10 protein-coding genes and 2 pseudogenes are annotated in these 13,787 nt (G+C 73.9%); 9 read left to right on the top strand and 3 right to left on the bottom strand.

The window, feature by feature from the left end; translation table 11 throughout:
* Positions 1 to 57 precede the first annotated feature (57 nt).
* From GUY60_RS22865 to GUY60_RS22850, 4 genes and pseudogenes are all read left to right on the top strand, one after another.
* Positions 58 to 1,688: pseudogene (locus GUY60_RS22865) on the top strand (cobyric acid synthase).
* Positions 1,685 to 3,769, top strand: a complete 2,085-nt coding sequence (locus tag GUY60_RS22860; protein WP_161700787.1) for a putative cobaltochelatase — start codon at positions 1,685 to 1,687, stop codon at positions 3,767 to 3,769. The pseudogene GUY60_RS22865 and the gene GUY60_RS22860 overlap by 4 nt, the downstream one beginning before the upstream one ends.
* Positions 3,770 to 4,378, top strand: a complete 609-nt coding sequence (gene cobO, locus GUY60_RS22855) for a cob(I)yrinic acid a,c-diamide adenosyltransferase (protein WP_161700785.1) — start codon at positions 3,770 to 3,772, stop codon at positions 4,376 to 4,378.
* Positions 4,379 to 4,448: 70 nt separating this feature from the next.
* A complete protein-coding gene (locus GUY60_RS22850; RefSeq protein ID WP_161700783.1) occupies positions 4,449 to 5,819 on the top strand; it encodes a cobyrinic acid a,c-diamide synthase CobB in 1,371 nt (456 codons plus the stop codon).
* Between the two features lie 95 nt (positions 5,820 to 5,914).
* Here GUY60_RS22850 and GUY60_RS22845 read toward each other — a convergent pair whose 3' ends face one another.
* On the bottom strand, positions 5,915 to 6,634 hold the full coding sequence (locus GUY60_RS22845) for a ZIP family metal transporter (protein ID WP_161700781.1): 720 nt from the start codon (positions 6,632 to 6,634) through the stop codon (positions 5,915 to 5,917).
* Between the two features lie 119 nt (positions 6,635 to 6,753).
* Here GUY60_RS22845 and GUY60_RS22840 point away from each other — a divergent pair.
* From GUY60_RS22840 to cobC, 3 genes and pseudogenes are all read left to right on the top strand, one after another.
* Positions 6,754 to 7,158 (top strand): annotated as a pseudogene (locus GUY60_RS22840) (cobalamin biosynthesis protein); the annotation flags it as partial.
* Positions 7,159 to 7,223: 65 nt separating this feature from the next.
* On the top strand, positions 7,224 to 8,069 hold the full coding sequence (locus tag GUY60_RS22835; protein ID WP_161700777.1) for a sirohydrochlorin chelatase: 846 nt from the start codon (positions 7,224 to 7,226) through the stop codon (positions 8,067 to 8,069).
* Positions 8,059 to 9,114, top strand: coding sequence for an Rv2231c family histidinol phosphate aminotransferase CobC (gene cobC / locus GUY60_RS22830; protein WP_161700775.1), 1,056 nt, complete (start codon positions 8,059 to 8,061; stop codon positions 9,112 to 9,114). Before GUY60_RS22835 ends, cobC begins: the two co-directional genes overlap by 11 nt.
* An 85-nt stretch (positions 9,115 to 9,199) precedes the next feature.
* Here cobC and GUY60_RS22825 read toward each other — a convergent pair whose 3' ends face one another.
* Positions 9,200 to 10,120, bottom strand: coding sequence for an SCO1860 family LAETG-anchored protein (locus GUY60_RS22825; RefSeq protein WP_161700773.1), 921 nt, complete (start codon positions 10,118 to 10,120; stop codon positions 9,200 to 9,202).
* A 338-nt stretch (positions 10,121 to 10,458) separates the two neighbouring features.
* Positions 10,459 to 11,550, bottom strand: coding sequence for an amidohydrolase family protein (locus GUY60_RS22820; protein WP_161700771.1), 1,092 nt, complete (start codon positions 11,548 to 11,550; stop codon positions 10,459 to 10,461).
* A gap of 114 nt (positions 11,551 to 11,664) precedes the next feature.
* Here GUY60_RS22820 and GUY60_RS22815 point away from each other — a divergent pair, with 114 nt between their 5' ends.
* Both GUY60_RS22815 and ectA read left to right on the top strand, forming a co-directional pair.
* Positions 11,665 to 12,762: a pyridoxal-phosphate-dependent aminotransferase family protein gene (locus GUY60_RS22815; protein WP_161700769.1), complete on the top strand. Its 1,098-nt coding sequence runs from the start codon at positions 11,665 to 11,667 to the stop codon at positions 12,760 to 12,762.
* 402 nt (positions 12,763 to 13,164) lie between these two features.
* Entirely contained in the window at positions 13,165 to 13,713 is a 549-nt protein-coding gene (gene ectA / locus GUY60_RS22810) for a diaminobutyrate acetyltransferase (RefSeq protein WP_161700768.1), read from the top strand.
* Positions 13,714 to 13,787 lie beyond the last annotated feature (74 nt).

Genomic DNA, 13,787 nt, shown 5'->3' with positions numbered 1-13,787 from the left:
GGGGGTGCCCCCAGCCCTGCGGAACATCTGCCCACAACGGGGAAGGGAAGCGCGCTCATGAGTGGTGGACTGTTGGTGGCCGGGACCACCTCCGACGCGGGCAAGAGTGTCGTCACCGCCGGGATCTGCCGGTGGCTGGCCCGACAAGGGGTCTCCGTCGCGCCGTTCAAGGCGCAGAACATGTCGCTCAACTCGTTCGTGACCCGCGAGGGCGCCGAGATCGGCCGGGCCCAGGCCATGCAGGCGCAGGCCGCCCGGGTCGAGCCGAGCGCGCTGATGAACCCGGTGCTGCTCAAGCCCGGCGGGGACCGCTCAAGCCAGGTCGTCCTGATGGGGAAGCCCGTCGGCGAGATGAGCGCGCGGGGCTACCACGGCGGGCGGCAGGAGCAGTTGCTCGGGACCGTCACCGACTGCCTCGAGCAGCTGCGCGGCACGTACGACGCGGTGATCTGCGAGGGCGCGGGCAGCCCCGCCGAGATCAACCTGCGCCGTACCGACATCGTGAACATGGGCATCGCGCGCGCCGCACGGTTCCCCGTCGTCGTGGTCGGGGACATCGACCGGGGCGGTGTCTTCGCGTCCTTCTTCGGTACGACGGCGCTGCTGAGCGAGGCCGATCAGGCGCTGGTCGCCGGGTACTTGGTGAACAAGTTCCGCGGCGACGTGTCGCTGCTCGAACCCGGGCTCGACATGCTGGAGAAGCTCACCGGGCGGCGCACGTACGGAGTTCTCCCGTACGCGCACGGGCTCGGCATCGACGAGGAGGACGGCCTGCGGGTGTCGCTGCGCGGCGCGGTACGCGAGTCCGTCGTCGCGCCGCCGGTCGGCGCGGACGTGCTGCGCGTCGCGGTGTGCGCGGTGCCGCTGATGTCGAACTTCACCGATGTCGACGCGCTGGCCGCCGAGCCGGGAGTCGTCGTGCGGTTCGTGGACCGGGCCGAGGAGCTGGCCGACGCGGACCTGGTCGTGGTGCCCGGAACACGCGGCACCGTCAAGGCACTTGCGTGGCTGCGCGAACGCGGCCTCGCCGACGCGCTCGCCCGCCGCGCCGCCGAGGGCCGCCCGGTGCTCGGCATCTGCGGCGGGTTCCAGGTGCTCGGCGAGCACATCGAGGACGACGTGGAGTCCCGCGCCGGAGCCGTGACCGGGCTCGGACTGCTGCCCGTACGGGTGCGGTTCGAGCGGGAGAAGACCCTGGCCCGGCCCGTGGGTTCGGCCCTCGGGGAGCGGGTCGAGGGGTACGAGATCCACCACGGGGTCGCCCAGGTGGACGGCGGCGAGCCCTTCCTCGACGGCTGCCGCGTCGGCTCCGTGTGGGGCACGCACTGGCACGGGTCCCTGGAGTCCGACGGGTTCCGCAGGGCGTTCCTCCGGGAGGTCGCGCTTGCCGCCGGTCGACGGTTCGTGCCCGCCCCGGACACGTCTTTCGGCTCGCTGCGCGAGGAGCAGTTGGATCGGCTCGGGGATCTCATCGAGGAACATGCCGACACGGACGCGCTGTTGAGGTTGATCGAGGGCGGGGCGCCCTCGGGGCTCCCGTTCGTTCCACCGGGGGCGCCGTCGTGAACCGTCCCCCACCTGGGGCTGCGCCCCAGACCCCCATCGGCCTGCGGCCTCGTCCTCAATCGCCGGACGGGCTGAAATCAAGCGCCGGACCAGTTGTTGCGTCCCTGGAGGCCACCCCGTGAACACCCCCTACCCCTTCACCGCCCTCGTCGGCCAGGACGACCTGCGGCTCGCGTTGCTGCTCAACGCCGTCTCGCCCGCCGTCGGTGGTGTGCTCGTGCGTGGCGAGAAGGGCACCGCCAAGTCCACGGCCGTACGGGCCCTTTCGGCGCTGTTGCCGGATGTGAGCGTGGTCTCCGGTTGCCGGTTCTCCTGCGACCCCGCCGCGCCCGACGCCAACTGCCCCGACGGGCCGCACACAGCCGGTGCCGGTGACGAGCGCGCCGCGCGCATGGTCGAGTTGCCCGTCGGCGCCTCCGAGGACCGGCTTGTCGGCGCGCTCGACATCGAGCGGGCGCTCGCCGAGGGCGTGAAGGCCTTCGAGCCCGGCCTGCTCGCCGACGCGCACCGCGGCATCCTCTACGTCGACGAGGTCAACCTGCTCCACGACCACCTGGTCGACCTGCTGCTCGACGCGGCCGCCATGGGCGCCTCGTACGTGGAGCGGGAAGGTGTCTCCGTACGGCATGCCGCGCGGTTCCTGCTCGTCGGCACGATGAACCCCGAAGAGGGCGAGCTGCGACCGCAGTTGCTGGACCGCTTCGGGCTCACCGTGGAGGTCGCGGCGTCGCGGGAGCCGGACCAGCGGGTCGAGGTGGTGCGGCGGCGGCTCGCGTACGACGACGGGCCCGAGGAGTTCGCGGCGCGCTGGGCCGAGGACGAGGCGGAGCTGCGGGAGCGGATCGTGGCGGCGCGTGCGCTGCTGCCGTCGGTGCGGCTCGGTGACGCCGCGCTCCGCCAGATCGCCGCGACCTGTGCCGCGTTCGAGGTCGACGGGATGCGCGCGGACCTGGTGATGGCGCGTACGGCCACGGCGCTCGCCGCGTGGGCGGGCCGGGACGACGTCACCGCCGAGGACGTACGGCAGGCCGCGCTGCTCGCGCTGCCGCACCGCAGGCGCCGTAACCCCTTCGACGCGCCGGGCCTCGACGAGGACAAACTCGACGAGACGCTGGAGGAGTTCGGGGGGTCGGAGGACGACGACCCGGAACCGGACCCCGAGCCCGACCCGGAGCCCGACCCTGACGGGGGTCCTGACGGCGGTCCCGGTGGTGGGCAGCCGCCGCAGGGCGGTGACGGTCCCGAGGTGCCGCCGCAGGGTGGCGAGGCCGAGCCGGAACCCGTGACCGAAGAGGCCCCGCAGGAGGAGCCGGCGCAGCAGCCGGTGGCCGGTGGCGGGCGGGAGCAGGCGCCCGTCGCTGCCACCGAGCCGTTCCGCGCCAAGCTGTTGACCGTGCCGGGCACGGGTGCGGGCGCGGCCGGGCGGCGTTCGCGGGCCCGTACCGAGCACGGCCGTACGACCGGTTCGACCCGGCCGCGCGGCACCCTCACCAAGCTGCACCTGGCCGCGACCGTGCAGGCCGCGGCGCCGCACCAGCGGGCGCGCGGGCGTTCGGGTCCCGGGCTCGTGGTGCGCCGCGACGACCTGCGGCAGGCGACCCGTGAGGGGCGCGAGGGGAACCTCGTCCTTTTCCTCGTCGACGCCTCCGGGTCGATGGCCGCGCGCCAGCGCATGAGCGCCGTGAAGGGCGCCGTCCTTTCGCTGCTCCTGGACGCCTACCAACGGCGCGACAAGGTGGGCCTGGTGACGTTCCGCGGCCGGGACGCCGAGGTGGCGCTGCCGCCCACCTCGTCGGTGGACACCGCCGCGGCCCGGCTCGAACAGCTGCCCACGGGCGGCCGTACGCCGCTCGCCGCCGGTCTGCTGCGGGCCCACGAGGTGCTGCGGGTGGAGCGGCTGCGCGATCCCGTACGGCGGCCGCTGCTCGTCGTCGTGACGGACGGCCGCGCCACCGGCGGCGCCGAACCGGTCGCCCAAGCGGCGCGCGCGGCGGGCCTGTTCGCGGCGGCGGACATCGCGTCCGTGACCGTCGACTGCGAGTCGGGGCCGGTACGGCTCGGGCTCGCCGGGCAGCTCGCGCGTGACCTCGGCGGCACCGCCGTCACCCTCGACGAGTTGCGCGCCGACTCCATCGCGGGCCTCGTCCGCGATGTGCAGGGCGCGCAAGGAGCACAGGCAACCACCACAAGGAAGGCCGCTTAAATGCCGCAGGGACAGCCATCCGTCGTGCCCGACGACGGTCTCACCACCCGCCAGCGCCGCAACCGTCCGCTGGTCGCCGTGCACACCGGCACCGGCAAGGGCAAGTCGACGGCCGCGTTCGGGCTCGCGCTGCGCGCCTGGAACCAGGGCTGGCCGGTCGGGGTGTTCCAGTTCGTGAAGTCCGCCAAGTGGAAGGTCGGCGAGGAGCGGGCCCTGAAGGTGCTCGGCGCCTCCGGCGAGGGCGGCACCGTCGACTGGCACAAGATGGGCGAGGGCTGGTCCTGGGTCCAGCGCGATCTGCAGGGCGACAACTCCTCCAACGAGGAGAAAGCCCTTGAGGGCTGGGAGCAGGTCAAGCGCGACCTGGCCGCCGAGACGTACCGGATGTACGTGCTCGACGAGTTCGCGTACCCGATGCACTGGGGCTGGATCGACGTCGAGGAGGTCGTGTCCGTGCTGCGCGACCGGCCCGGACAGCAGCATGTGGTGATCACCGGCCGGAACGCGCCGCAGCCGCTGATCGACTTCGCGGACCTGGTGACCGAGATGGGCAAGGTCAAGCACCCGATGGACGAGGGCCAGAAGGGCCAGAGAGGCATCGAGTGGTGATGTCCGTACAGGCCCGGTTGTCCGTCCAGGCCCGGTTGTCCGTGCACAACTCCCGGCGGAGGCTCGCGTCGTGACGTCCGTGCCGCGGCTCGTCATCGCCGCGCCCTCATCGGGCAGCGGCAAGACCACGGTCGCCACCGGTCTGATGGCCGCGTTCGCCGCGGCCGGGCTCGCGGTGTCCCCGCACAAGGTGGGGCCCGACTACATCGACCCCGGCTACCACTCGCTCGCCGCCGGCCGCCGCGGCCGCAACCTGGACGCGTTCCTGTGCGGCCCCGCGCTCATGGCCCCGCTGTTCGCGCACGGCTCGGCGGGCTGCGACCTCGCCGTGGTCGAGGGTGTGATGGGGATGTACGACGGGGCCGCGGGGCAGGGCGAGTTGGCGTCCACGGCGCAGGTGGCGAAGGCGCTGCGGGCCCCCGTGGTGCTCGTCGTCGACGCCTCCTCGCAGTCCCGTTCGGTGGCGGCCCTGGTGCACGGCTTCGTCTCCTGGGACCCCGAGGTGCGGGTCGGCGGGGTGATCCTCAACAAGGTCGGCTCGGACCGGCACGAGGAGCTGCTGCGGGACGCCCTCGACAGCGCCGGGGTACCGGTGCTCGGGGTGCTCCGCCGGGACGCTCAACTGCACGCGCCGTCACGGCACTTGGGCCTGGTGCCGGTCGCGGAACGGCAGCCCGAGGCGGTCGAGTCGGTGGCCGCGCTCGCCGCGCGGGTACGGGCCGGCTGCGACCTCGACGGCCTGCTCGCCCTCGCCCGCAGCGCGCCCGCCCTGCCGGACGCGGCGTGGGACCCGGCGGCCGCCGTGGGCGAACCGGTACGGCCCGCGGGGGCGGTCCGGCCAGTCGTGGCGATCGCGTCCGGTGCCGCGTTCACCTTCTCGTACGCCGAACACGCCGAGCTGCTCACCGCCGCCGGTGCCGAGGTGGTGCCCTTCGACCCGCTGCACGACGAGCAACTCCCGGCCGGCACCGCCGGGTTGGTGATCGGCGGCGGCTTCCCCGAGGTGTACGCGCCGGAGCTGTCCGCCAACGAGCCGCTGCGCGCGGCCGTGGCCGGACTGGCGCACGGCGGGGCGCCGGTGGCCGCCGAGTGCGCCGGTCTGCTGTACCTCGCGCGCTCCCTCGACGGGAAGCCGATGTGCGGGGTGCTCGACGCCGAGGCGCGGATGTCACAGCGGCTCACCCTGGGCTACCGGGAGGCGGTCGCGGTGTCGGACAGCGTGCTCGCGCCGGCCGGTACGCGGATGCAGGGGCACGAGTTCCACCGCACGGTGATCGAGCCGGGCGCGGGCCCCGAGCCCGCGTGGGGGCTGCGGCAGCCGACGCGGCGGGTGGAGGGCTTCGTGCGCGGCGGCGTGCACGCCAGCTATCTGCACACCCACTGGGCCGCCGAGCCGGGAGTGGCCCGGCGCTTCGTGGAGAAGTGTGTCGGCACGGCATGAGGCACGGCATGAGGCACGGCACGCAGCGCGGCATGAGGCGCGGCACGAGGCACGGCATGGGGCCCGGCATCAACGGGCCCTCCGCTCCGGCGGGCTCACTCCGCCGCGCCGACCACCAGCCAGATGAAGCCGACGCCGCCGACGGTGCACAACAGCGTGGGTACGGCCGGGTGTTCGTGGTGCGCCTCGGGCAGGATCTCGGCGGCCGCGAGGTAGAGCAGGGCGCCGCCGAAGAAGCCGAGATAGCTGCCGAGGAGTTCCTCCGGCAGGGTGAAGAACAGTGTGGAGGCGGCGCCCACGACCGGCGCGACCGCGTCCGCGAACAGCATCGCGAGCGCCTTGCGGCGGGCGTTCCCGTACAGGCTGGTGATCGTGTACGTGTTGAAGCCGTCCGCGAAGTCGTGGCTGACCACGGCCACCGCGACGGTCGCGCCCATCGCGCCGCCCGCCTGGAAGGCCGCGCCGATAGCGATGCCGTCCATCAGGCTGTGGCCCACCATCGCGGCGGCCGCGGTGAGGCCGACCTGCGGGGCGCGGGCGTCGGAGCCGTGGGCCACGCGCCGGACCGCGAGCAGCCGCTCCACCACGTGCGCGGTGAGGAAGCCGCCGACGAAAAGCAGCAGCGCCTGCGGCACTCCGTGCACCTCCGTGCCCGCCACGGCCATCGCCTCCGGCAGCAGGTCGAGGCCGACGACGCCGAGCATCAGGCCGCCCGCGAAGCCGAGCACGAGGTGGCGGCGGTCGGTGACGCGCTGCGCCGTCCAGCCGCCGACCAGCGTCATCAGGAACGCGCCGAGCGCGACGAACACCGCCATGGGCTCTTGCTAGCCGATCGCCCCCTGCCCCGCACCGGCACGACACACCGGAGGTGCGCAGGTCACACCTGCTCCCCCGGTGTCCGTCCGCGCTGTTCGAACCGAGAGGCCCCCGCGTCATGAGCGACGGCTCCGCGACCGCGCGCGTACTCGTCGTCGGCGTCGGCGCCTGCCGGGGCACACCGGCCGACGAGGTGCTCGGGCTCGTCCGTGCCGTGCTGCGCGAGGCCGGGCTCGACGAGCGGGCGGTCGCCGAACTCGCCACCGTCGACGACAAGGCCGGGGAGCCGGGTCTCGTCGAGGCCGCGCGGGCGCTCGGGGTGCCGCTCGTGACGTACCCGGCGGCGGTCCTCGCCGAGGTGGCGGTGCCGAACCCCTCGGGCGTGCCGCTCAGCGCGTTCGGTACGCCGTCGGTCTCCGAGGCCGCCGCTCTGGTGGGCGGCGGCCAACTCCTCGTACCCAAAAGGAAGTCGACTCCTGAGGGCCGGGCCGCGTGGGCGACCTGCGCGGTGGCGCGACGGCCCTCGCACGTAGGCTCGACGCCGCCGGACACCCTGCCGCACCACCCCGTTCATCCCGAGGAGCACCTGTGACCACCCCTCCGCCCGAACCGGCCGCGGGCCGCGCGGCGTTGCTCGTCCTGGGTTCCGGGACCCGGGACGCGGCCGCCGCCGCCGCGCTGCGTGACCTCGTGCACGCGCTGGAGCTGCGCGCCCCCGAACTGCCCGTCGCGGGCGGCCTCCCCGGCTCCGCGACGGCCCCGCAGGACGCCGCCCTGGCCGCGCTCGTGGAGCGCGGCGCGGCCCGCGTCGTCGCCGTACCCCTGGACCTGGCCCCGGCCGGGCGCGCCCACGCCGCCGACCTGGCGGCCCTCGCGCGGGCGGCGGAGCGGCACCCCGCGACGGCGTACACGTGCGGGCGGGCGCTCGGCCCGGACCCCGTACTCATGGACGTGTCGGAGCGGCGGGTCGACGCGGCCCTCGCTGCGGTGTCGCTGCGGGAACGGGCCGCGGTGACGGTGCTCCTGGTCGGGCCCGGCTCCACCGACGCGGCCGCCAACGCCGAGGTGCACCGGGCGGCGCGGCTGCTGTGGGAGGGGCGCGGGTACGCGGGCGTCGAGGTGGCGTTCGTGTCCCCGGCGGCACCGGACGTGCCGGGCGGCCTCGACCGGTGCGTGCGGCTCGGCGCGCGGCGGATCGTGGTGCTGCCGTACGTCCTGTTCGACGGGGCACTGGCGGGCCGGGTACGGCAGCAGGCCGAGGGCTGGGCGGAGGCGCACCCGGACGTGGACGTGCGGGCCGCCGATCCGGTCGGCCCGGCACCGGAGCTGATCGACCTGGTCCTGGCCCGTTACCGGGAGGCGGCCGGGGACACCTGGGACAGGGACGCCACCGTGGCCGTGAGCGAGCGGATGGGACCGGCACATGCGTACTGAGGCGCACGACCTGCGGCACCACGGGGACGCGGAGGTCAGGGACGACGGCGCGGCCCTGACGGACCTGGCGGTCAACGTCCGTGACGACACCCCGCCGCCGTGGCTGCGCGAGCACATCGCCGCGTCGCTGACCTCGCTCGCCGCGTACCCGGACGGCCGGGAGGCGCGCGCGGCGGTGGCCGGGCGGCACGGCGTCGACCCCTCGCGGGTGCTGCTCACCGCGGGCGCCGCAGAGGCGTTCGTGCTGCTCGCGCGGGCGGTACGGGCCCGGCGCCCGGTCGTCGTGCATCCGCAGTTCACCGAGCCGGAGGCGGCGCTGCGGGACGCGGGGCACGAGGTGCGGCGGGTGCTGCTCCGCCCCGAGGACGGGTTCCGGCTCGACCCGGCGGCGGTGCCCGAGGACGCGGACCTGGTGGTGGTGGGCAACCCGACCAACCCGACCTCGGTCCTGCACCCGGCCCGGCTCCTGGCCGAACTGGCGCGTCCGGGGCGGACGCTGGTGGTCGACGAGGCGTTCATGGACGCGGTGCCGGGCGAGCGCGAGGCACTCGCCGGGCGCACCGACGTACCGGGGCTCGTGGTGCTGCGCAGCCTCACCAAGACCTGGGGTCTCGCGGGCCTGCGGATCGGATACGTGCTGGCCGCGCCGGAGACGATCGCGGACCTGGAGCGGGCGCAGCCGCTGTGGCCGGTGTCGACGCCCGCGCTCGCGGCGGCGGGGGCCTGTATGACGCCGCGGGCGCTCGCCGAGGCGGAGGCGGCGGCCCGCACGATCGCGGTGGACCGGGCCCATCTGCTCGCCGGGCTCGGCGAGTTCGAGGAGGTGACGGCGGTGCCGGCGGCGGAGGGCCCGTTCGTCCTGATCCGGGTCGAGGGTGCGGCGAAGCTCCGCGCCCACCTCCGCGACCTGGGCTTCGCGGTCCGCCGGGGTGACACGTTCCCCGGCCTCGACGCGGACTGGCTGCGCCTCGCGGTACGCGACCGGGCCACCACGGGCCGTCTGCTTCAGGCTCTCGACCGGGCCCTGGTGCTCACGGGGCGGTGAACTGCGCCTGGCCGACCGGGAGTTGAGTGAGAGGGAGGCGGCACAGGGCAGGTGGCCGCCTCCCTCTCACGTCCTGGGGTGCGCGTCAGACGCGCTTGCGGGTCCTGGCCAGGTACACGGCGCCACCGCCGAGGGCGAGGAGGGCGACGCCGCCGTACGCGAGGTACGGCGTCCTGGAGTCGCCGCCGGTCTCCGCGAGCGCCTCCGGCTCCGCCGCCGCCTGCGGACGCACCTCGCCCTTGGGTTCGTCCTTGGGCTCCGGCTTGCGGGGCGGCGCCGTGGGGGCCTCACAGGTGGCCCCGGCGAGGGTGACGAGCCCTTCGACCTCGGCCACGTTCAGCTTCAACGGGTTGACGGACACCTTGAGTTCGAGGGCCGACGCCGCCGCCGTACGGGACGTGGTGTGGGTCTTCGCCAGGTCGAGGCGGACCTCGCCGACGCCGGGCACCTCGATCCGGGTCGGGCCGCCCGCGGTGAGCGTGACCTTCTTGCCGAGCACGGTCACGGAACCGACCACGTCGGCGTCGGCGACCGGCCGTTCGCCCGCCACGCAGACCGCCTTCGACGTGACGTTCTCCAGCTCGATCAGGGGCAGCGCGGGCAGCCCCGGCAACTGCACCCGGGCGCGGGCGAGATGGGTGCGGGCCTGCGCGCCGTGCCGGTCGGCGGTGGCCTTCGCGGTGGCCACATTGGCGTGCACCATGCTGAACGGGCGGCCCTGGTCGACCCCTTCGACGTCGACGGTGAGCGCGGTCTTCCGCGCCGTCGCGGGGGCGCTGACCTCGTTGAGCGAGGTACGGACCGGTACCTGTACGGCCTTGTTGAGCAGCGAGACGTCGAGTCCCGCACGCAGGACGACCGCACTGGCCTTGCCGTCGCCGCCCGTGGCGTGGGCGGGCACGGCGCCGACGAGAGCCGCGGGACCTGCGGCCAGCGCCGTGGCGGCCACGGTGGCGGCGATCCGCCGGAGGTGTGGCGCGGGTGTGCGGAAGGTGTTGCTGTTCACGGTGATGGAACCCCCACGGTTGCGGAGCGCGGAACAGCGCTCGGGACAGGGGCCGCCGACGCCGCCGCACGGGGACGGTGTGCGACGTCGACGACCCGACCCCGGCATCGTTACGCACGGAGAGTGAACTGACAGCGACATGGGGTCACTTCACTCCATCGAGGGGTTTCCGCCCGCGTTTTCGATTCCCACGGCACGTGCGTTCCCCGCCGCCCTCCGCGTCACCACCCTTGCGCGGTACGGGTGTTGGCGTGCGGGCGCACCGGCGAAGGTGGGGAACGATCACGCGGCGGCGCGGGGCACGGGTACGTCAACCCCGCGCCGCGTACGGGCCGGACTCAGCCGGTGACGTGTCCGTCGACGACCACCCGGCGCGGGGCACCGAGCACCCGTACGTCGGCGCGCGGGTCCTCGTCGTACACGACCAGGTCGGCGGGCGCGCCCTCGACGAGGCCTGGGCGGCCGAGCCAGTCGCGGGCGCCCCAGGTGGTCGCGGAGAGCGCCGCGAGCGGCGGGATGCCCGCCTTGGTGAGCTCGACGACCTCGGCGGCCGCGAGGCCGTGCGCGAGGCCGCCGCCCGCGTCGGTGCCGACGAAGACGGGGATGCCCGCGTCGTAGGCGGAGCGCACGGTGTCGTAGCGGCGGTCGTACAGGCGGCGCATGTGGTCGGCCCAGACGGGGAACTTGCTGTCGCCGCCCGCCGCGAGCTTCGGGAAGATCGCGATGTTCACGAGCGTCGGCACGATGGCCACACCGCGCTCGGCAAAGAGCGGAATGGTGTCCTCGGTGAGCCCGGTGGCGTGCTCGATACAGTCGATGCCCGCCTCGACCAGGTCACGCAGCGAGTCCTCGGCGAAGCAGTGCGCGGTGACGCGGGCGCCCAGTCGGTGCGCCTCGGCGATGGCGGCCTCGACCTCGGCGCGCGGCCAGCAGGCGCCCAGGTCGCCGGTGCCACGGTCCAGCCAGTCACCGACGAGCTTGACCCAGCCGTCGCCGCGCTTCGCCTCCTGGTTGACGTACGCGACCAGCTCGTCCGGCTCGATCTCGTGCGCGTAGTTACGGATGTAGCGCTTGGTGCGGGCGATGTGCCGGCCCGCGCGGATGATCTTCGGCAGGTCCTCGCGGTCGTCGATCCAGCGGGTGTCGGAGGGCGAGCCCGCGTCCCGGATGAGGAGCGTGCCGGCGTCCCGGTCGGTGCGGGCCTGCTCCTCGGCGGTCGAAGCGTCGACGGGCCCGTGCGCGTCGAGTCCCACATGGCAGTGCGCGTCGACCAGGCCGGGCAGCGCCCAGCCCTGGACTTCTGTCACGTCGCGGGCGCCGGGCGGCCGCGTGAAGCTGACCCTCCCGCCGACCACCCACATCTCGTCCCGCACGTCATCGGGCCCCACGAGCACCCGCCCCCGCACCTTCAGCACCCCTGCATCGCTCATGTACGGCAGCGTAAATCCACTCGGTACGCTTCGACGCGGCACCCGGGACCCCGTACCCGTGAGACGCCCCACGACACGTCAAGAAGCACGACACGTCAAGAAGAGAGCACCACCGTGACGCACCCCTTTCTCGACCTGGCTCCGCTGACCCCCGCGCACTTCGCCGCGATCGAGCGGCGGGTGGCGCGGCTCCTCCGGACCGAGCAGGACGTCGTGATCATGCAGGGCGAGGCGCTGCTGCCGCTCGAGGCCTGCATCCGCTCCGGGGCCCGGCCCGGCTCCACCGCCCTGAACGTGGTCACCGGCCCTTACGGGCAGACCTTCGGCAACTGGCTGCGGGACTGCGGCGCGCGCGTGATCGACCTCGCGGTGCCGTTCCACACGGCGGTCACGGCCGAGCAGGTGCGGGCGGCGCTCGCCGAGCACCCGGAGATCGACTTCGTCTCGCTGGTGCACGCGGAGGCGGCGACGGGCAACACCAACCCGGTCGCGGAGATCGGCGCGGTGGTGCGGGAGCACGGCGCGCTGTTCTATCTGGACGCGGTGGCCTCGATCGCCGCGGAGCCGGTGCTTCCGGATGCCTGGGGCGTGGACCTGTGCATCATCGGCGCGCAGAAGGCGATGGGCGGCCCGGCCGGGGTGTCGGCGGTGTCGGTGAGCGAGCGCGCCTGGCAGCGGTTCGAGGCGAACCCGCACGCGCCGCGGGCCTCGTACCTCTCGCTGCTCGACTGGAAGGCGCGCTGGATCGACGGCGGCCGCAAGGCGCTCCTGCACGCGCCCGCGCAGCTGGAGATGCTCGCCCTCGATGCCTGTGTGGAGCGGATCGAGGCGGAGGGCCTGGACGCGGTGACGGCCCGGCACGCCACGGCGGCCGCCGCGACGCGGGCGGGCGCGCTCGCCCTCGGCGGCCTGGAGCCGTATGTGTACGAGGCGCGGGACGCGGCGCCGGTCGCGACGACGCTGCGCTCCCCCGCGGGCGTGGACGCGGCCGGTCTGGTGGCGCGGGCGCTCGCGGCGGACCCGGCGCTTCCGCTGGTGGCGGGCGGTGGCGCGCTCGCGAAGGAGATGATCCGGGTCAACCACTACGGTCCGGACGCGACGCGTGGCGCGGTGCACGCGAGCCTGGCGGCGCTCGGTGCGGCGCTCGGTGAGGCGGGGATCGGGGTGGACGTGGAGGCGGCCCGGCGCGCGGTGACGGCCGCCTGGGAGTGATCGTTTCCCGTCAACTCCGCGTACTGCCCCAGCAATTCGGGCAGCACTGCGCGGGCCACCGGGATCGATAACTTCCGGGGCCTTAATTCAATGGCGTATTCACAAATACGGGGAGCTGCTTTTCCAGTGCAGCTTCCCGTATTCTTCTGCCCGCTTTCCCCGGTCCTAAACGCAAAGATTTTGCGAACGCCAAACGACGTAATTCGGGCAGATCTCATGACGGTTACTAGCTTGTGACCGACGCCACACGAGATCCGGTACGCCCGAAAAATCCGGGACAGATACGGACATCTTACAGGCAACTTGCGTGGGCGCGCACGCCCGCGCGATAGCACAAAGACTCGCTGGAGGTAACCCCTCCTCGCGATGCAATTTCAATTTTCGGTCGGTAAATTCAAAAGCATGACAGCCGCACAAGCAGACCTTGCAAGTGCCCGTACCGCTTTTCGCGAAATGCCGGGGGACTTGCGGCTCGACACCCCGGAGGTGACGGACGGAGCCGCACTCTGGCGTATCGCCCGTGACTCGAAGACCCTCGACCTCAACTCCTCGTACAGCTATCTGCTGTGGTGCCGTGACTTCGCCGGCACCTCGGTGATCGCGCGGGACGCGCACGGGGAAGCCGTCGGGTTCATCACGGGATACATCAGACCCGAGCGCCCGCACACCCTCCTGGTGTGGCAGGTCGCCGTCGACGCCTCGCAGCGCGGCCGCGGCCTGGCCGCCGCGATGCTGGACGGGCTGACCGAACGCGTCGCCAAGGAGCACAGCCTGCGGTCCCTTGAGACCACGATCTCGCCGGGCAACACCGCATCGGAGCGCCTCTTCACCTCGTACGCGAAGCGGCACGGCGCCGACCTCGGGCGGGAGGTGCTCTTCGCCGCCGAGCAGTTCCCCGATGGCGGGCACGACCCCGAGGTGCTCTACCGGATCGGCCCGCTGCCCTTCTGAACCACCCCGCAGGCGGCCCGGCGCCCCGCAGCCGCGGAGCCCGGCCGCCCGCACCCTGCCCCAGTCATCCACCC

Source organism: Streptomyces boluensis (genome assembly GCF_009908195.1).
Taxonomy (GTDB): domain Bacteria; phylum Actinomycetota; class Actinomycetes; order Streptomycetales; family Streptomycetaceae; genus Streptomyces; species Streptomyces boluensis.
This window is presented reverse-complemented; position numbering and strand designations above follow the sequence as displayed.

Excerpts from the sequence above, each read along its gene's own strand:
- cobO (WP_161700785.1), top strand. The coding sequence starts at position 3,770 with ATGCCGCAGGGACAGCCATCCGTCGTGCCCGACGACGGTCTCACCACC.
- GUY60_RS22845 (WP_161700781.1), bottom strand. The coding sequence starts at position 6,634 with ATGGCGGTGTTCGTCGCGCTCGGCGCGTTCCTGATGACGCTGGTCGGC.
- cobC (WP_161700775.1), top strand. The coding sequence starts at position 8,059 with ATGCGTACTGAGGCGCACGACCTGCGGCACCACGGGGACGCGGAGGTC.
- GUY60_RS22820 (WP_161700771.1), bottom strand. The coding sequence starts at position 11,550 with ATGAGCGATGCAGGGGTGCTGAAGGTGCGGGGGCGGGTGCTCGTGGGG.
- ectA (WP_161700768.1), top strand. The coding sequence starts at position 13,165 with ATGACAGCCGCACAAGCAGACCTTGCAAGTGCCCGTACCGCTTTTCGC.